Source organism: Stenotrophomonas sp. YJH_SMC_119, assembly GCF_059368315.1.
Genome location: NZ_JCAFRP010000005.1, coordinates 271,454 through 288,590 on the forward strand (window position 1 = coordinate 271,454; position 17,137 = coordinate 288,590).

Annotated in this window: 19 protein-coding genes; 17 read left to right on the forward strand and 2 right to left on the reverse strand. The window is 64.7% G+C overall.

All coding sequences use genetic code 11. The features are described from left to right. The first annotated feature begins 18 nt into the window (after nt 1-18). The 7 genes from AC5P6S_RS10540 to AC5P6S_RS10570 all read left to right on the forward strand — a co-directional run bounded on the left by AC5P6S_RS10540 (nt 19) and on the right by AC5P6S_RS10570 (nt 6,399). Nucleotides 19-1,221, forward strand: a complete 1,203-nt coding sequence (locus AC5P6S_RS10540; protein ID WP_024956112.1) for a phage tail sheath C-terminal domain-containing protein — start codon at nt 19-21, stop codon at nt 1,219-1,221. Between the two features lie 2 nt (nt 1,222-1,223). Beyond that, nucleotides 1,224-1,727, forward strand: a complete 504-nt coding sequence (locus AC5P6S_RS10545) for a phage major tail tube protein (protein ID WP_005412457.1) — start codon at nt 1,224-1,226, stop codon at nt 1,725-1,727. Between the two features lie 80 nt (nt 1,728-1,807). Continuing rightward, nucleotides 1,808-2,098, forward strand: a complete 291-nt coding sequence (locus AC5P6S_RS10550) for a phage tail assembly protein (RefSeq protein ID WP_005412456.1) — start codon at nt 1,808-1,810, stop codon at nt 2,096-2,098. 120 nt (nt 2,099-2,218) lie between these two features. Next, entirely contained in the window at nt 2,219-4,666 is a 2,448-nt protein-coding gene (locus AC5P6S_RS10555; protein WP_495204597.1) for a phage tail tape measure protein, read from the forward strand. Between the two features lie 2 nt (nt 4,667-4,668). After that, complete coding sequence (locus AC5P6S_RS10560; RefSeq protein ID WP_005408323.1) at nt 4,669-5,136, forward strand: phage tail protein; 468 nt, start codon at nt 4,669-4,671, stop codon at nt 5,134-5,136. Next, the gene (locus AC5P6S_RS10565; RefSeq protein ID WP_005408322.1) at nt 5,120-5,335 is read left to right on the forward strand and encodes a tail protein X; all 216 of its coding nucleotides are present in this window, start codon (nt 5,120-5,122) and stop codon (nt 5,333-5,335) included. The genes AC5P6S_RS10560 and AC5P6S_RS10565 overlap by 17 nt, the downstream gene beginning before the upstream one ends. Continuing rightward, a complete protein-coding gene (locus tag AC5P6S_RS10570; RefSeq protein WP_049397149.1) occupies nt 5,326-6,399 on the forward strand; it encodes a phage late control D family protein in 1,074 nt (357 codons plus the stop codon). Before AC5P6S_RS10565 ends, AC5P6S_RS10570 begins: the two co-directional genes overlap by 10 nt. A 30-nt stretch (nt 6,400-6,429) precedes the next feature. On the opposite strand, the gene AC5P6S_RS10575 is transcribed toward AC5P6S_RS10570, so the two are convergent. Further along, nucleotides 6,430-6,810 carry a tautomerase family protein gene (locus AC5P6S_RS10575; RefSeq protein WP_005408320.1) on the reverse strand — a complete coding sequence of 127 codons (381 nt, stop codon included), beginning with the start codon at nt 6,808-6,810 and terminating at the stop codon, nt 6,430-6,432. A gap of 400 nt (nt 6,811-7,210) precedes the next feature. Between AC5P6S_RS10575 and AC5P6S_RS10580 the strand changes: the two genes are divergently transcribed. Beyond that, nucleotides 7,211-8,395, forward strand: coding sequence for a site-specific integrase (locus AC5P6S_RS10580; protein ID WP_458220175.1), 1,185 nt, complete (start codon nt 7,211-7,213; stop codon nt 8,393-8,395). Between the two features lie 30 nt (nt 8,396-8,425). Here AC5P6S_RS10580 and AC5P6S_RS10585 read toward each other — a convergent pair whose 3' ends face one another. Then, entirely contained in the window at nt 8,426-8,845 is a 420-nt protein-coding gene (locus AC5P6S_RS10585) for an Arc family DNA-binding protein (protein WP_458220176.1), read from the reverse strand. Between the two features lie 113 nt (nt 8,846-8,958). Here AC5P6S_RS10585 and AC5P6S_RS10590 point away from each other — a divergent pair, with 113 nt between their 5' ends. The 9 genes from AC5P6S_RS10590 to AC5P6S_RS10630 all read left to right on the forward strand — a co-directional run bounded on the left by AC5P6S_RS10590 (nt 8,959) and on the right by AC5P6S_RS10630 (nt 17,057). Continuing rightward, a complete protein-coding gene (locus AC5P6S_RS10590) occupies nt 8,959-9,168 on the forward strand; it encodes a helix-turn-helix domain-containing protein (protein ID WP_262093197.1) in 210 nt (69 codons plus the stop codon). A gap of 103 nt (nt 9,169-9,271) precedes the next feature. Beyond that, on the forward strand, nt 9,272-9,631 hold the full coding sequence (locus AC5P6S_RS10595; RefSeq protein WP_495204598.1) for a S24 family peptidase: 360 nt from the start codon (nt 9,272-9,274) through the stop codon (nt 9,629-9,631). A gap of 145 nt (nt 9,632-9,776) precedes the next feature. After that, nucleotides 9,777-10,067 (forward strand): hypothetical protein, encoded by a 291-nt coding sequence (locus AC5P6S_RS10600; protein ID WP_495204599.1) that lies wholly within the window; start codon nt 9,777-9,779, stop codon nt 10,065-10,067. Nucleotides 10,068-10,259: 192 nt separating this feature from the next. Then, the gene (locus AC5P6S_RS10605; protein WP_495204600.1) at nt 10,260-10,586 is read left to right on the forward strand and encodes a hypothetical protein; all 327 of its coding nucleotides are present in this window, start codon (nt 10,260-10,262) and stop codon (nt 10,584-10,586) included. Then, nucleotides 10,586-11,059: a hypothetical protein gene (locus tag AC5P6S_RS10610; protein ID WP_495204601.1), complete on the forward strand. Its 474-nt coding sequence runs from the start codon at nt 10,586-10,588 to the stop codon at nt 11,057-11,059. Before AC5P6S_RS10605 ends, AC5P6S_RS10610 begins: the two co-directional genes overlap by 1 nt. Nucleotides 11,060-11,803: 744 nt before the next feature. Further along, nucleotides 11,804-12,469, forward strand: a complete 666-nt coding sequence (locus AC5P6S_RS10615; RefSeq protein WP_164221797.1) for an HK97 family phage prohead protease — start codon at nt 11,804-11,806, stop codon at nt 12,467-12,469. Then, nucleotides 12,466-13,608: a phage major capsid family protein gene (locus AC5P6S_RS10620; RefSeq protein WP_495204602.1), complete on the forward strand. Its 1,143-nt coding sequence runs from the start codon at nt 12,466-12,468 to the stop codon at nt 13,606-13,608. The genes AC5P6S_RS10615 and AC5P6S_RS10620 overlap by 4 nt, the downstream gene beginning before the upstream one ends. A gap of 290 nt (nt 13,609-13,898) precedes the next feature. Beyond that, nucleotides 13,899-14,264: a hypothetical protein gene (locus AC5P6S_RS10625; protein ID WP_495204603.1), complete on the forward strand. Its 366-nt coding sequence runs from the start codon at nt 13,899-13,901 to the stop codon at nt 14,262-14,264. A gap of 9 nt (nt 14,265-14,273) precedes the next feature. Further along, nucleotides 14,274-17,057, forward strand: a complete 2,784-nt coding sequence (locus AC5P6S_RS10630) for a phage tail tape measure protein (RefSeq protein ID WP_495204604.1) — start codon at nt 14,274-14,276, stop codon at nt 17,055-17,057. Nucleotides 17,058-17,137 lie beyond the last annotated feature (80 nt).

Consider the following 17,137-nt stretch of genomic DNA (forward strand, 5'->3'; position numbering starts at 1 on the left):
ACCGAGGAAGAACCCCGAATGACCGAATTTCTCCATGGCGTACAGGTCGTCAACATCGATACCGGTGCCCGATCGATTGCCATCGCCTCCAGCAGCGTGATCGGCATCGTCGGCACCGCACCGCTGGCCGACACCGAAGCGTTCCCCATCAACACGCCCGTACTGGTGACCTCGCCGTCGCAGGCCGCCAAGCTGTCGGCGACCACCGGCACCGATGCCGGCACCCTGCCCGGTGCGCTCGACACGATCTTCGACCAGTCCAGTGCCGTCGTCGTCGTCGTCCGCGTCGAGAAGGGCGCCAATGAAAGCGCCACCCTGGCCAACGTGCTGGGCGGCGTGAACGCCCAGACCGGCGCCTACGAAGGCGTGCATGCGCTGCTGGCCGCCAAGTCCATCGTCGGCGTCAAGCCGCGCATCCTGGTCGCACCCGGCTTCACCCATGTGCACCCGGCCGATCCGGCCAAGCCGGAGGCCGTGCTGGCCAACCCGGTCGTAGCGGAACTGCTCGGCATTGCCGACAAGCTGCGCGCAGTGATCATCAAGGATGGCCCGAACAGCAACGACGACGCTGCCAAGTCCACCGCCGCCCTGACCGGCTCCAAGCGCGTCTACGTGGTCGACCCCGCGCTGCTGGTGCAGTCCGGTGATGCCATCGTCACCCGCCATGCCTCCGGTGCCGTGGCCGGTGCCATCGCCCGCAGCGACAACGAGCGCGGCTGGTGGGCGTCGCCGTCGAACCTGGAACTCAACGGCGTGGTCGGTACCGCGCGTGCGATCGACTTCGGCCTGTCCGATGCCACCAGCCGCGCCAACCTGCTGAACCAGGCCAACGTGGCCACGGTCATCCGCGAAGGGGGCTTCCGCCTGTGGGGCAACCGCACCACCAGCATCGATCCGAAGTGGCAGTTCCTGTGCGTGGTGCGCACCGCCGACATCATCGCCGACAGCCTGGAAGCCGCCCACCTGTGGGCCGTCGACCGCGGCATCAGCAAGACCTACGTCGATGACGTGCGCGAGGGCGTCAATGCCTTCCTGCGCGGCCTGAAGACCCAGGGCGCGATCCTCGGCGGCAACTGCTGGATCGACCCGGAACTGAACGCAGCGGACAGCGTGGCCCAGGGCCGCTTCTACTGGGACTTCGACTTCACTCCGACCTACCCGGGTGAGCAGCTGACCTTCCGCATGCACATGAACAACAACTACGTCTCGGAGATCTTCTAAGCATGGCGCGCAAGATCCGTAAAAACTTCAACTTCTACGTCGACGGCAAGGGTTATGCCGGCAGCGTGATGTCCTTCACCGCCCCCAAGCTGTCGCTGAAGACCGAGGACTTCCAAGCCGGCGGCATGCTCGCCCCGACCGAGATCGTGCTCGGCCATGAAAAGCTGACCGCCGATGTCGAGTTCGCCTCCGACGACGCGGAGATCATGAGCAAGTTCCACGTCATCGAAAGCAAGGAATACGGCTTCACCGCCCGCGAGGCGCTGGAAGGCGACGACGGCGAAGTGACCCAGGTCGTGCACAACATGCGCGGCAAGGTGAAGCTGCTGGACCGTGGCGAAACCAAGGTCGGCGAGAAGGGCACGATCAAGGTCAGCCTGGCGCTGAGCTACTACAAGCTGACCCATGGTGCCCAGGTAGTGCAGGAGATCGACGTGGTCAACATGATCGCCCGCCAGGGTGGCGTCGACGTCCTGGCCGGCATCCGCGGCGCGCTGGGCATCTGAGCCCACGCCGCACCGAAGAACCCGGGGGCGCCTCGCGCCCCCGCATCCATCGCACCGCATCGCATTCCAGGAACGCATCCATGTCCAGCAAGACCAAGACCCCCACCGACACCGTCATCGAGCGCGATGGCTTTGCCGAGATCACCCTCACCCGTCCGCGCCAGGTCAATGGCATGGAAACCGCCGTGCTGCGCATGCGCGAGCCGACCGTGGAAGACATGGAGCGCTACCAGGACGACAAGGGCAGCGACGCCCAGCGTGAGGTGCGGATGATCGCCAACCTGTGCGAGATCTCGCCGGACGACGTGCGCAAGATGCCGTTGCGCGACTACGCACGACTGCAGGCAGGCGTCGCGCTTTTTACCACCTGACCCTGCCACAGATCAGGCAGGGAGTGCTCGCCCTGGCCGGTCATACCGGCTGGGGCCTGCGCGAAATCATGACACTGCGGGTGTCGAAGTTCATCTGGTGGATTCAGGGATTGCCGGTACATGGCCAGTAACGTTCAAACGACAACGATCACGATCGGCGGTGAGGTGTCCAAGTCGCTGAAGGACGCATTGTCCTTCGCCAATGATGGCGTGAAGCGCCTCGGCGATGAAGCCGGCAAGCTGGAGCTCAAGCTCGCCGCGATGAAGAAGTCGGGCACCGCATACACCCGCATGCGCGCGCAGGCCGATGCGCTGCGCGCCTCACAGGAAGCGCTGGAGCGTGTCGAAGCCAAGCGCACCGCCAACCTGGAGAAGCGCGAGAAACTCGGCGCCTCGTTCAAGGCAGCGCGCGGCACACTCGGCACCGCCGTCACCGCACTGGCCAAGCCGGTCGAGAACGCCTCCGGCTTCGCCCGCCAGAACCAGCAGATCGGCGTGGCAGCCAACCTCAGCCGCGCGCAGGTGAGTGCGCTCGGCCAGGCGATCCTGCAGCAATCGCGTGCAACCAACCAGGGCGCCGACGATCTGCAGCGGTCGATCAAGCTGATGGTCGCGGCCGGCATGGACGCACAGTCGGCCCAGGCCAGCCTCGGTGCTGTCGGGCGGACCACCACCGTCACCGGTGCCAGCATCGATGATGTGGCCCAAGCTGCGGCCGCCCTGCAGCAGTCGTTCGATATCGATCCCTCGCGCATGCAGAACGCGCTGGACGTGCTGGTGGTGAACAGCCAGCAGGGCAGCCTGGGCCTGAAGGACATGGCCCAGGTGCTGCCGGTGCTGGGTTCCTCGTTCGAGGCGATGAAGCTGCAGGGCACATCGGCGGCGGCTACGCTGGGTGCGGCACTGGAAGCCACGCTGGACTCGGCAGGTGGCGCCGACAAGGCCGCCAGCAACATGAAGAGTTTCATGTCCGAGGTGCTCTCGCCGGACATTCAGGAGAAGGCCAAGAAGAGCCTGAACCTGGATCTGCGCAAGATCATCGGCGATGCACAGACCAGCGGCGGCAATCCCTTCGATGCTGCGATGCAGGGGATCATCCAGGCGACTGCGGGCGACCAGAAGAAGATCGGCACCCTGTTCAGCGATGCACAGGCGAAGAACTTCGTCCAGCCCATGATCGAGAACTGGGACACCTACATCCGTGTCCGCGACAAGGCCTTGAATGGATCGGCGGGTACCACCGATGCGGCCTATGCCGACGCGATGCAGACCGATCCGCAGAAGATCGAAGGTGCCAAGATCGCCGTGGACAACCTGTCCAAGGCCTTCGGTACGGCACTGCTGCCCGCGGTGGGCGAGGCCGCGGTCAAGCTGACCGAGCTGTTGAACGGGGTTACCTCGTTCGTACAGGAAAACCCGAAGCTGATCGCCAACACCACGCAGATCGTGGTCGGCATGCTGGGCATGCGCGCGGCGGTACTCGGCGCTCGCTATGCCTGGACTTTCCTGCAGGGCCCGATCCTGGGCGTGCAGAAGGCCTTCCAGCTGTTCCGTGGCGGCAGCCTGCTGGCACAGCTGGGGCGCTTCGGGCCGATGGCCATGCGCCTGGCATCGGGTTTCCGCATCGTCGCAACTGCCATTGGTGCCATCGGCGGTGGCCCCATCGCCGTTGCCGTCGCCGCCATCACCGCCGGCGCCCTGCTGGTGCGCAAGTACTGGGAACCGATCAAGGCATTCCTGGGCGGCGTCTGGGAAGGCCTGAGCGGTGCAGGCACCGCAGCGATGGGTGAACTGATGCGCGCGTTTGAACCACTGCGCCCCGCCTGGGAAGTCATGAGCGGGCTGATCGGCCAGGCCTGGGACTGGCTGTCGAAGATGCTGGAACCGGCGCAGTACACCGGCAATGAATTGTCACGCGTCGCCCAGATCGGCTCGCTGGTGGGTGAGGCACTGCTGACCAACTTCCGGCTGGTGATCCAGGTCATCGGCGGCGTGGTGGGGGCGGTGGTGTGGCTGGGCGAGATGCTCGGCACCGTCGCCGGCTTCATCAGCGAGACCCTTGGCAACATCTGGGAGTCGATCAGCCAGAAGGCGACCGCAGCGTTCGACCGCATCCTGGAAAAGCTCAAGCCAGTCATCGAAGGCGTCGGCTGGTTCATGGACAAGCTTGGTGGTGGCGTAGGGGCTGCCAACGACAAAGCGCTGGAGGTCGCCGAGGGCGGGCTGCAGACCGCAGTGGGCGCCGCCAACATCTACAGCGGCATGAAGGCGCGCGGCGGTGGTGGCATCGGCGACTTGGCGCGCGTGGCGTACGCGGTCGGCACCAACGACAACGATGGCCTGAACCGCCGCATGGCCGAGCTGAGCGGCGCGCAGGGACGCCGTGCGCCGGACATGCCCTCGCCCACGATGCGCGCACCGACCACCGTGCAGCAGCAACAGACCAACAACATCACCATCCACCAGCAACCCGGTGAATCCAGCGAATCGGTGGCACGCCGCACTGCAGACGAGCTGCAGCGTCGCAACGCGGTTGCCGCCCGTGGTGGTCTGGCAGACAGGAACTGAGCATGAAACGCGAATTCGTAACCGGCACTGTGGACAAGCTGCTGTCGCAGTTCAAAGCCAATGACTCCGGCAACGCCCCGGTCCTGCTGATGCTGGGCGGCTTCAAGTTCAGCCTCAACACCGCGGTCTTCCGGGAGATCCAGCAATCCAACGAGTATCGCTGGCAGGCGCAGGACCGCATCGGCCAGATGGCGGCCCTGCAGTACACCGGACCGGGCTCAGCCAGCATGACCCTGCCGGGCGTCATCTACTACCAGTTCCGCGGCGCCGGCAACGAGCTCTCACAGCTGCGCAAGCTGGCCGCGCAGGGCACGCCTCATCGACTGCTGACCGGCAAAGGCGGCAACCTGGGCCTGTGGGTCATCGAGAAGATCGATGCCACCGCCAGCGAGTTCACCGCCGACAGCGCGATCCTGAAACAGGAATTCACCCTTTCACTGCGGAAGCACAGCAATGGCACGAACGTATAGCACCCGCGACGGCGACGTCGTAGACCGTATCGCGTACGCGCATTATGGCGAGCAGTCACCGGCCATCCTGCGCGCGGTGTTCGATGCCAACCCGGGCCTGGCCGCACGCGGCCCGGTACTGCCTGCCGGCGTAGCGATCACCCTGCCGGAGGTGCAGCGCCCGGCCAGCGAGCGCAAGGGAGTCGCCCTGTGGGATTGAACATCACACCGGCCTTCCGCGTGGTGGCCAACAGCCAGGACATCACCGACAAGATCATGGCGCGCTTCAAGTCGCTGCGCATCACCGACGAGACCGGCAACACGTCCGACACGCTGGAACTGCAGCTGGCCGACCACGATCCGTCCGATCCGATCCAGCTGCCACCGGTTGGCGCGGAACTGGAGGCCTTCATCGGCTATGACGGCGAAGTGCGGCGCGTAGGCCTGTACATCTGCGACGAGGTGGAGATCTCCGGCTTTCCCGGCAGCATGACGCTGCGCGCCCGGGCGGCACCGTTCGAGACCAGCAAGGGGGGCAAGAGCGACCTGCAGACGCAGAAGACACGCACCTGGAAGAAGGGCACCACGATCGGCGACATGGTGCGACGCATGGCCGGCGAGCATGGGCTGAACGCAGCGGTGAGCGCATCGCTGGCGTCCATCGTGCTGCCGCTGACGGTGCAGTCGCAGGAGTCGGACATGAACCTGCTGCTGCGCCTGGCCAAACAGCACGATGCCATCGCCAAGCCCGGAGGCGGGCGCCTGGTGTTCGTGAAGCGGGGCGAATCCACCAGCGCCAGCGGCGAGCGCATTCCCGATGTCACCCTCACCCCGGCCGATGGCAGCGACTACCGGGTAAGCCTTGCCGCACGCGAAGATGCCGGTACCACCATTGCGTACTACCGCGACGTGCGCAGTGCCAAGCGCCAGGAAGTGAAGGTCGGCAGCGGTGAACCGATCATGCGCCTGCGCATGGCCTATGCCGACCGGGAGAGCGCAGAAGCGGCGGCGCGCGCCAAGCATCGCGAACAGGCACGGCAGACGCGGACGCTCAGCTACACCCTGCCCGGCCGCGAAACACTGATGGCCGAAGCCACCGTGGTGATGCAGGGGTTCCGCGAGGGCGTGGATGGCCAGTGGCTGGTCAAGCGTGCCGAGCACAGCATCGGCAGCGAGGGCTTTATCACCCGCATCGAATGCGAACAACCCAACAGCGCCGACGCAGTGAAAGCGGCCAGCAATGCCCCGGCCAGCGAAGGCGAACAGGTCGGCAGCGAAGTGTAGATTCACGCCATGCGTGGTGCTTTCCGCGCATCAACTCACGTACTGCGCCACGCCATTGCCGAACGACCAGTTCTCCTTCTTTACTTCAACAAGATTGATGAACACATCCTCGCGGCGGATGCCCACCGCCGCGTGCAGTCCATCGGCGATGCCGGCGTACAACGCCTTCTTCTGCTCCAGCGTACGCCCTTCGTTCCAGGTGATCTGGATGCAGATGAAATCGTCGGTGCGGTCCACCCCCAGATAGCCGGGGTCGTAGATCAGCGTGCCGGCGTCGTGCTGCTGGAAGATCTGGAAGCGGTCGTTCTCCGGCACGCCCACCGCGCGCATGGCCTGGTAGATGGCTTCGCCGACACGTTGCAGGTAGTCGGCGGATTTACCTTTGCGAAGATCGATGCGGGCGAGCGGCATGGTGGCACTCCAGGGAATGGGGGCACGGCACTGCCTCGAGAGTACGCCGGCCGTGAACCACGGAACAGCGCATGGATGGAATCCTGTGCCCGCATCGGTGAAGTGCGTCCCCCGAGCGCTTCGCGCGGTTGAGGGAGCCGGTGAGTCGCGCTTCCAACGATGCCGGAAAGCCGCGCTGATGGTCAGGCAACAAAAAAGCCCCCATTTCTGGAGGCTTCTTTCGTTCTGCAACATGGTGGGCGGTACAGGGATCGAACCTGTGACCCTTGCCGTGTGAAGGATGGAATAGGCCCTTGCGGCACAACGATCTTGCCTGAAAACCCTTGATTTACCGTGTCATTGCGTCCCGATGAATTTGGCCGCACACTGCTTTTTGCAGGAGACTTGCAGGAGCAGGGTGATGCCGAAGGTAACGAGAGAGGCGCTGACACGGAAAACCGTAGACGCAGCGAAGGCCACAGGCAGAGCCTATCGCCTGCGCGATGCGACGGTTCCCGGCCTGGTGCTGCGTGTGTCCGCCACTGGAGCAAAGTCGTGGGCGATGGTGTGGGGGCGAGGCCAGGAGAAGGCCTTCGCCAACTACCCCGCTACGACGCTGGAGGGCGCCCGTGAGGCCGCCCGCCGCCTCTCCGCAGAGATCGACAAGCACGGCGCCCCGAAGGCCGTGGTAACGCCCAAGAGCGAACTCACGGTGGCCGATGCCTGCCGCGACTACGTGACCGCGCTGGAGAAGGATGGACGCAAGACCGCATCGGATGACGCCAAACGCCGATTTGAGCGCTGCCTCTACGCCGACAAGCTGGGTAAGGTGCGCCTCAAGGATCTCCACCAGGATCACATTGAGGCATGGCGCGACCGCGTGGAGAAAGGCGACCTCCCGCCGCTGCCGGTGAAGCGCGGCCGTCCACCGGTGCCGAAGCCCTTGGCGCGGTCCAGCATCAACCGCATTCGCACGACGCTGGTAGCCGCGCTGAACCACGCCGTGGCCCGCCGCAAGGTGTCCCCTGATCTTGCATTCGAGTGGAACGCCGTGAAGCCACTCAAGGACGCCGGGCAGCGCCGGGGGCTGTACCTGGAGCGGGAGCAGCGCCGCGCGCTGCTGGAGGCAGCTGAGGGGCCGGTGCGCGATGTGATCGAGTGCGTGGCCCTGACGGGCTGCAGGCCGGGGGACCCGTCGCTGTGCCTGCGCTCTGACTATGACGGCCGCACTGCCAGCGTGAGGTTCCGCAGCAAGGACCACGACCGTAAGATTCCGCTCTCCCCCGCTGCCACTGCGCTGTTCGACCGCTTGGCCAAGGGGAAGCTGCCCAAGGCGCACCTGTTCACCCAGGACGGGAAAAAAGTGTGGACGCCCACCGACTGGAGCGAGCTTGTTCGGGATGCCGCAGCGCGCGCTGGGCTACCTGCTGGCGTGACGCTCTACACGCTGCGCCACTGCTGGATCACCGACGCCATCGTGGGCGGCATGGACCTGCTGACGGTGGCCAAGCTCGCCGGCACGTCGCTGGCGATGATCGAGAAGCACTACGGCCACCTGGTGCAGGGCGCAGCGCGCGACAAGCTGGCACAGGTCCAGTTCCTGTAGCAGAACTCAAATTTGAGTTTTGCTACGAAATCAGGGTTTTGCGGGCTCGTCGTCGTCAATCGAGTTCATCTTGTCCACGACTTCCGCAAGGATGCCGGGAAGCCTCTTGAAGGCCATGTCGCGCGCCATTGACGCAATCTCGTCACCGCCGTCGGCCAGGGCATGGACGCGTGCTTTGACCGCAGCGTCGTCAAAGAGCCGGGTAATCATGCCGCTCACTATGTCCAGAGCGTTCGGGTTGTACCGAGTCAGCTCCGCAGCGAGCTGAAAAATGACCAGATTGCTCTTCAGGAGAGCGTCTGAGTCCATCGCCTCAGCAAAGCTGCCCTCGAGCCTGTGCACGATTTCGGCGTTCATTGACCGTCCCGTCTCAGCCGTCGCCTCCACCAGTCTTTGGTGAAGGGAGGCTGGGATGCGGAGCTGGCTCTTAATGGGGTCGGGCTGAGTCATGCGGAAATTATGCCACTGAAACAGAGTCAAAGGGGTTGACACTGAAATAGTGGCACTGGCAGGATGCACCTACCGTAGTGGCACTCCGCGACTACACGTAGGAAAACCCCGCGATGACCCATCAGACGACACAACCCGCCGCCGAGCGCCTCAGCTACACGGTGGACGAGGCCTGCGCGGTAACGGGCCTGAATCGAAACGCCATCTATCGCGCCATTACCCTCGGCCAGATCAGCACGTTCAAGGTCGGCCGGCGGCGCATGGTTTCGACCCGCGCGCTGCGGGATTTCATCGAAGCCCGCGAGAAAGAAGCCGCCGCCTAAGGGGCAAGCCATGACCAGATGCCCAGAAAGAGAAACGGCCCACCCGGTTGCAGCCGGAGTGAGCCGTGAAAGCCATCGAACCCTTGCGAGGAACGACTTGACCATGAGCCACATCCTACACCAACCATCCCTGCCCGCAATCGGGCAAACACCCGCCGCGCATTCAGACTTTTCCGACACCGCGCGCTGGGCCACCGTCGCGCTGACCGACAGCCAGAACGCACCCAATTACCTCCCCGGCGACGTGCTGGTGATCGACCTGGAAGTGACGGAATACCGTTACGACGCCATGTATGCCGTGGAGATCGACGGCGAGGCGCTGATTCGCTTCGTGCAGCACCGTCCGGGCGGCCTGTATGTCTACGCACTGTCGGGCATCTACGAAGGCCACCTGATCCCGCGCGCTGCGCTGCGGGTGTTGGGCCTTGTCACCTACGCCAACAAGCTGCGGAGGGTCGGGTGAACGCAATCATCATCCCCTTCCCTGCACACCGCATCGTGCGGACTCCGCCGCTTTCCGCACTGTCTGAGGCTCGCCTACAGGCACTCGCCGAGCGCCTGGCAGCTGCCATCGATCGCGCCCCACCCCGCCAGCAGGAGCGCGCGCCATGAGTCGCCGATTCGAAGTTATCCCCATTGCCTGCGACTGCTGTGGCAAGCCGCTGCTGCCGGTGTTCGGCACGTTCCATCGTGTGGAGCGGGAGTTCGGCTGGGCCTCCCTGCCCTACGTGCTGTGCGGCCACTGTGCCCTGCAGCACAGGGGCAACCCGACTGAGGCCCGGGTGCATGAGTGGATCCAGCGCCGTGCAGACCGTGCCGGCGCAGATTGGGGCCGCAGTGTCGGCCAGCTGTTGCAGAGTGCCGCCCGCGTGGTGGCCGCACGGGAGCGCATGCGATGAATCGTGACTTGTTTGAGTCCCCTGCCGCTGAGGCCGCACCCCAACCTGCCGGCGACGTGGCGCAGCGCTACCGGGACGCCGTGGCCGTTGACGTGATCCATCGCTCCCAGGTGGGTGCCTGCATTCCCTTTACCCCTCTCCCCAAGCACTACGAAGGGAAGCGGGTCCGAATCGTGATCGAGGGGTAAGCCGATGACAAATTCACCACATGACCGACAGGATGCGGCGGACTCCTCCTATACCTGGATGTATCACTGGGAAATGGAGAGCCCGGCATACCGCGCGCTGAACGTCACGGAGCGCGTTCTGCTGCTGCACCTGCGCGCGCTGTACCGGCCTGCCAACGGCAACACAGTGAGCCTCAGCGTGCAGGATGCTGCAAACAAGCTAGGGATTTCGCAGAGGCGAATCCAGCACGCCCTGCGAGTCCTCGATGCGCGCGGCTGGGTGGAGGAGGTGAGAGTCGGCGCACGCCACCCCCGCACCTTCCTCCTGCCCGGCGCCATTCCGGAGCGGTAATGACCAGGCGCAAGAAGGCAAGCGGCTGGGACGAGATCGACGGCGGCTCAGCGTTCATCGTGCCGTACACGCTGCTGCGCCACGCGAATTTCAGGCGCCTCAGTCCATGGGCACACAAGCTCATCCACGACCTAGGGAGGCAGTACACCGGGTTCAACAACGGCTACCTGTGCGCATCGTGGTCGTTGATGCGTGAGCAGTACTGGAAGTCATCGGCAACGCTGCAGCTGGCCACTCTGGAGCTCGAGCACTACGGAATCATCGAGCGCACGCAGCAGGGCGGCCGCAACAAGCCCAACCTACATGCGATCACATGGAGGAACGTCAATCACAAAAATGAACAGCCGCTCGACCCGGGCTGGGGCGTCTCGGGCAAGCCGTCGAACGCTTGGAAGCAGGACAAGCCCGACTTCACGCGCGCTGTAGGGAAGAGAAAGCAGCGAAAGGAAAGGCCGAAGAATGAGCCAGCCTAATAACGCAAACAGTTGTTCGCCCGATGAACAACGTACGGAGAAAAGAGTTATTCACCGGGCGGACAACCCTTGTTCGCCCGGTGAACTAGTCTGGATCAGCCTTGTTCGCCCCGTGAACAACAAATCGCTGACTAGTTCGCCCCGTGAACTAATCCCGGCCATTCCAACACGCCTCGTTGTTCGCCCCGTGAACACCTTAAAAGGTTTACCAGGCGGAGCCCCTTTTCTTTTGCTCTTGTTGAGCGCTTCTCCGCTCCTGCTGGTAACGCTCTGTGCGTTACCAGCAGCGCGCAGATTGCACCCTTCGCACATGTCACAGATTGCACCCTTTGCGGAGACAGGCCGCGCGCTGCACGTCGTGCACCCCATGCGCCCGCTGCACCAGGTGCGGCCCGTTCCAAAGGGTCGGATTTCAGATCGCACCCTTACCGCACCGCCAGAGGTGGCGAGACGGTTGCACCCGATGCAGCACGTTCACCAGTGCAGCAGGTTCACCACCACCGTACGCGACAGCACCAGTACCGCGTGTGCGCTGTGCGGAAAGCCCATCACGAATTCACCGACAGGCAGACCACGCACCTACTGCAGCGCTGCCTGTCGGCAAAAGGCGTATCGCAATCGCCTGTTGTTACGAAACCCATTGAGCCGCGCGCTGGGAGGCGTATCGTTGCAGTTGTCGGCGATCCGCGATCCCGACACCGCACACTCCGCGATCAGCGATCCGGCAGCGGCCAATGAGTTCACTTGGCAAGCCTGTACCGGAGATTCCCGCGCGTGATCGTTAGCCCCTCCTTCGTAATCGAAAAGTCCCTCGGGCAAGGCCGCTTCGCTGGCCTGGCATGGTCCTTCCTGGACACGCCTGACCGCGAGGGCGATCTCATTTTGCCGTCTGCACTGGCGCGCGCTGTCGATGCAGCGAAGAGCCGTCCAGAGATCCGCATCGAACACGATCCCGACCAGGTGGCCGGCGTGATCGACGTGATGACCGTGACTGACCGTGGCCTGGAGGTAGAGGGCCAGATCAACACGGCGCAGACCATCGGGCGCAAAGCCTACGACCGCCTCAGTGACCGCTCACTGGGCGCGCTGAGCATGGGCTTCGTTGGCAGCGCCGAGACCTCGGGCCGCAACCGCGTGTTCACCGAGATCACCGCCATCCCTGAAATCTCCCTGTGCCGCGAGCCGATGAACGCCGGTAGCCGCATCCATGCGGTCAAGAGCTGGGCGCAGGTGGATTCGGAGCGCGCGCTGGAGCACCTCCTGCGGGATGTGGGCATGCCCAACCGTCTCGCCCGCAAGTCGGCCGCCATCGTGTGGCCAGCCATTTCCACCGACGACGACGATGCGCGCGCTGAGACGCTCGCACGCCAGCTCGACGCCATCACCCGTTCACTGAGGAACAACGCATGACCGACGTAATCGAAAAGGCCCTGAAAGATCACAGCGAAGCCCTCAAGGGCTTCCAGAAATCTGTAGACACCAAGCTGGACGAACAGCGCCAGGAGCTGGACAAGCTGGCCGACAAGGTTTTCAAAATGGAAGAGAAGGGCGTCAAGCTGGCGCCGGGCGCGCGCCGCAAGCAGGAATCGGTGGCTGATGCTATCAGCAAGGCGCTGAAGGACGAACAGTTCCAGCAGTTCAGTGCCGGCAAGCTGCAAACCAGCGGCAAGCTGGAGCTGGAAATCGGCCTCAAGGCACTGACCTCGCTGCAGGGCTCGCCAGAGACGCCGCCGGCTGGCTTCGACGTGCAGCCGGACGTGATGCCCATCCAGACCCCGGTGCAGCAGCGCCTGCGCGTCCTGGACGTGCTGCCGCAGCGCGACACCACCAGCAACAAGGTTGGCTATCCCCTGCTCGACTTCTCCGAGGGTGGCGCTGATTACCAGGAGGGCGAAGGCACCCGCAAGGCTGAGGCGAAGCTCAAGGCCGAGTGGGACGAAGCCAGCATCGCCACCATCGCGGTGCACACCGAGGTGTCCAAGCAGGTGATGGACGACGTGGCCGGCCTGTCGGAAACCATCCAGCTGCTGCTGCGCTACAAGCTGACCAGCAAGAGCGATATCGAGCTCATGTCGGGCGATGGCGCGCAGTTCCACATCAAGGGCCTGCTCACCCAAGCCAACAGCTTCGCAGGCGGCACCGGCAAGCCGGTGGACCGCATTGGCCGCGCCGGCGCCTTGCTCAGCTCCCAGGGCTATCAGCCAAACATCGTGTTCGTGAACCCGCTGGACTACTTCGACTTCTCGTCGGAGCGCGCCACTGATGGCCAGTACGTTGCCGGCGGCTGGAGCCGTCCGACCAACAGCCCGATCTACAACCTGACCCCGATCCAGACCATGGCCGTGCCGGTCGGCCAGGCGCTTGTGCTGGACACCAACGTCACCAAGGTGCTGATGCGCGAGCGTCCGTCGATCACCTTCGGGTGGGTCAACGATCAGATGGTGCGCAACCTCATCACCATCCTTGCCGAGCTGCGCCTCGGCCTGCTGGTGCTGGACCGCAAGGGCATGCTCAAGGTCGACCTCACCACCGCTCCGGCTGGCGGCTGAGGCGGCGACGGACAAGCCGTGAGTGTCCGGATCGCTCGAATAACCACGGCAGTCAGGGCAGCGCGTACTCCCGCGTTGCGGGCGCCTCCGGGTGCATTCCCGCGCTGTGACCTGACCATCAGCAGCAGCGAACCGAGGTTCATTCAGGTAGGGGGAGGGCGATTTATACCAATCGCCCGAGCCTAGACCGGACGCTCCCTGAAATTCGCGCATCCGCAATTGGAAATACGACCCCTCGAGGGCAAGGAGTGACCGTGGCGAGGGCAAGAACCCCCACAAAGAAGGCGATGGTGTCCGGGGCTGCGCTCAAGGACCCAGCCCGCTACAAGAACCGATCCGCTCCGGCCAATCCCAACCCGGTCGGCGCTCCCTACAAGGGCATGACGCGCCCTCAGCTCGCCGTCTGGCGCGAATGCGTGTCGAACATGCCGTGGCTCAATGCTGCCCACCGCATCCTGCTACGCCAGGTCTGCATTCTCGCGGCAAAGATGGAGGCTGGCGAAGAGCTCAGCGTCTCCGCAACCCACGCGCTCAGCGCGATGCTCTCCAAGCTGGGCGCAACCCCCGCCGATGAGTCGAAGGTCAACCACGATCCGGGCGACGACGACAGCGGCAACGAATTCTTCGGCGGGCCGTCTGGCGGCCGCCTCAACTGAGGAACCCACATGGCTGATCAGAACCTCGGCTCCGCCCGCATCGACCTGGTGGTGGATACCGCGCAGTTCGACACCGCGATCACCGCCGCGAAGCGCGGCATGACCGACATGTCCACCAGCGCGCAGCAGCAGTACCAGCAGCTATCCGCTGCCGACAAGCGTCGCATCGATTCACTGGTGCGCCAAGCCGACACCCTGGGCATGACCCGATCCCAGCAGCTGGCCTACAACGCCGCCTTGCGCACCAGCGGGCCGGTGCTGGACGAGATCGTGCAGAAGCTGGGCCGGGCTGAGGCAGCGGCCAAGCGCTCGGGCAAGGAACTGAATGCCTACGGTGTCAGCGCCGCCCAGCAGGCCGCCGCCATGCGCGGCGTACCGGCGCAGATCACGGACATTGCGGTCAGCCTGCAGGGCGGCCAGAACCCGCTGACGGTATTCTTGCAGCAGGGCGGCCAGCTCAAGGACATGTTCGGTGGCATTCGACCCGCAGCGGCTGCGCTTGCGTCTCAGCTGCTGGCCATGATCAACCCGCTCACAGCCGCAGCCGCGGCGACTGCGGCGCTCGGCGTGGCCTGGCACCAGGTAGGCGAAGCACAGCGGCAGGCGGAGCTTGCCCTCATCACCACCGGGAACTACGCCGGCACCAGCGCGGAGCAGATCGCCGTCCTCGCCCGCCAGATGGACAACCTCGGCGGCGTCACTCGCGGCAAGGCGCTGGCTGCCCTGTCGCAGGTGGCCGCATCAGGTCGATTCACGGGCGAGCAGTTCCAGCTGGTGGCGAAATCTGCCGCCGAGATGGAAGGCGCCACCGGCCAGAGCATCGACACCACCATTGCCAAGTTCCAGGAGATCGCCAAGGACCCGGTAGAGGCATTGCTCAAGCTTAATGAGGCAGAGCACTTCCTCAAGCGGGCGCAGCTGGACCGCATTGTGGCCCTGCAGGACGAAGGGAAGGAGCAGGAGGCCGTGTCTGCCGCCGTCCGCCTCTACCACGACAACCTTGATGATGTGGCCGCGAAGGCGCGCGAGACGCTTTCGGCAACGACCCTGTGGTGGCAAGAGGTCAAGAAAGGTACGAGCGAAGCGTTCAACGAACTCGGGCGCTACATCGATCTGACCGACCGCCTCGCCACCCGGTATGTGGGTACGGATAAGGGCGCGGTGGCCAAGGGCGCAGCCGTGTTCACGCCTGTGACTGGTCAGTTCAAGATGGCCGGCGAGCTGCTGGGAGCGGCGAACAACTGGGCTGAACGCTATTGGGGCCTGGCGCCCAAGCCAACCGTCAAGATGGATGGCATCTACGGAAACGGCGAAGAGGCGGCGATCAACAGCGCCGGGGAGCGTAAGCGCCTGGAGCAGCGGAAGAAGGATCAGCAGGAGTGGGAGCGCCTGTCCGGGCAGAACCTCAGCAAGCGGGAGAAGCAGCTCTCGGAAGAAGCCCGCATCGTTGCCCTCGGCAAGAAGCTGGGCAAGGACCAGGTCGATATCGACCGTGAGGTAGCCGCCTCGCGCAAGCAGTTCGCTGAGGCGGAGGCCAAGCGCGCCGGCACCAGCACCAACCCGGCCACGGCCATCATCGCCCGTATCCAGCAGCAGACGGCACTGAACCGGGAGCAGGCCGGCACCGAGGACAAGCTCACGGCCAGCCAGCGCTTGCGCGTGCAGGTCCTGGAGGAGCTGGATCGGATGGGTAGCAGAGTCCCCGCTGCCGACCGCAAGCGCGTACAGACGATGCTGGCCGAGCTGCAAGCCACCGGTGAGCTGGTAGAGGCCAAGGACAAGCAGAAAAAGGCCCTGGAGTCGCTCACGCGGCAACAGGCCATCTTCGACCAGCAAACCGAGTCGCGTCGACGTAGCAACGAACTGGACCTGATGGCGTACGGGCGCGGCCAGGACACCGTGGCGCAGCTGCGCCGGCAGATGGACGTGCAGCGGGAGTATGAGGACGAGCTCAAGCGCCTGGGCGACCGCCAGGTGGCCACCGACCGGGAACAGTGGGACCAGCTCGCCGCGAACGCGGCCAAGCACCGGGACGAGCAGCTGCAACTGGAGCAGGACTACCAGGCCCGCCGGCTGGCCGCACTGGGCGACTGGCGCAACGGCGCGCGCGCTGCCTTCGAGGATTACGTCACCGAGGCCAGCAATGCGGCTGGCCAGGCCGGCGCAGCGCTGACGAACGCATTCCAGGGCGCCGAAGACGCCTTCGTGAACTTCGCCAAGACGGGCAAGATCGAGTTCAAGGACCTGGCCGACGCGATCATTGCGGATCTGGCCCGCATCGCCGCCAAGCAGGCCATCGTCGGCATCGCCAACATGATCGCCGGGGCCTGGGGCGGTGGCGCGTCTGCTGGTGCCGCGTCCGGCACGATGCAGGGCTTTGGGAACAACACCAGTTGGCTGACCGCGAACGCCGACGGGGGCGTGTATTCCTCCCCTAGCCTGTCGGCCTACTCTGGCGGCGTCTACAGCTCGCCGCAGCTCTTCGCCTTCGCCAAGGGTGCCGGCGTGTTCGGCGAGGCCGGGCCGGAGGCCATCATGCCCCTACAGCGTGGGCCAGACGGCAGGCTTGGTGTGGCGGCGCACGGTTCTGGAAGGGGCGACGACCGAGGCGGTGACGTGATCGTGTCGATCAGCATCACGGACGATGGCGGCGCCAACGTGCAGTCGGAACAGCCGATCATGCAGCAGTTCGGCCAAGAGATTGGTCGGTTCGTGGAGTCGAAGTATCGCGAGCTGCAGCTCCGCGACATGAGGCCAGACGGCATCCTCGGCAGCAGGCTTGGCCGGGGATAAATCACCGGGAAGTCGGCGAATTGCGCTTTGCAGGAGCGTTGCAGGAGAACAAAAAACCGGCTTTCGCCGGTTTTTTTGTA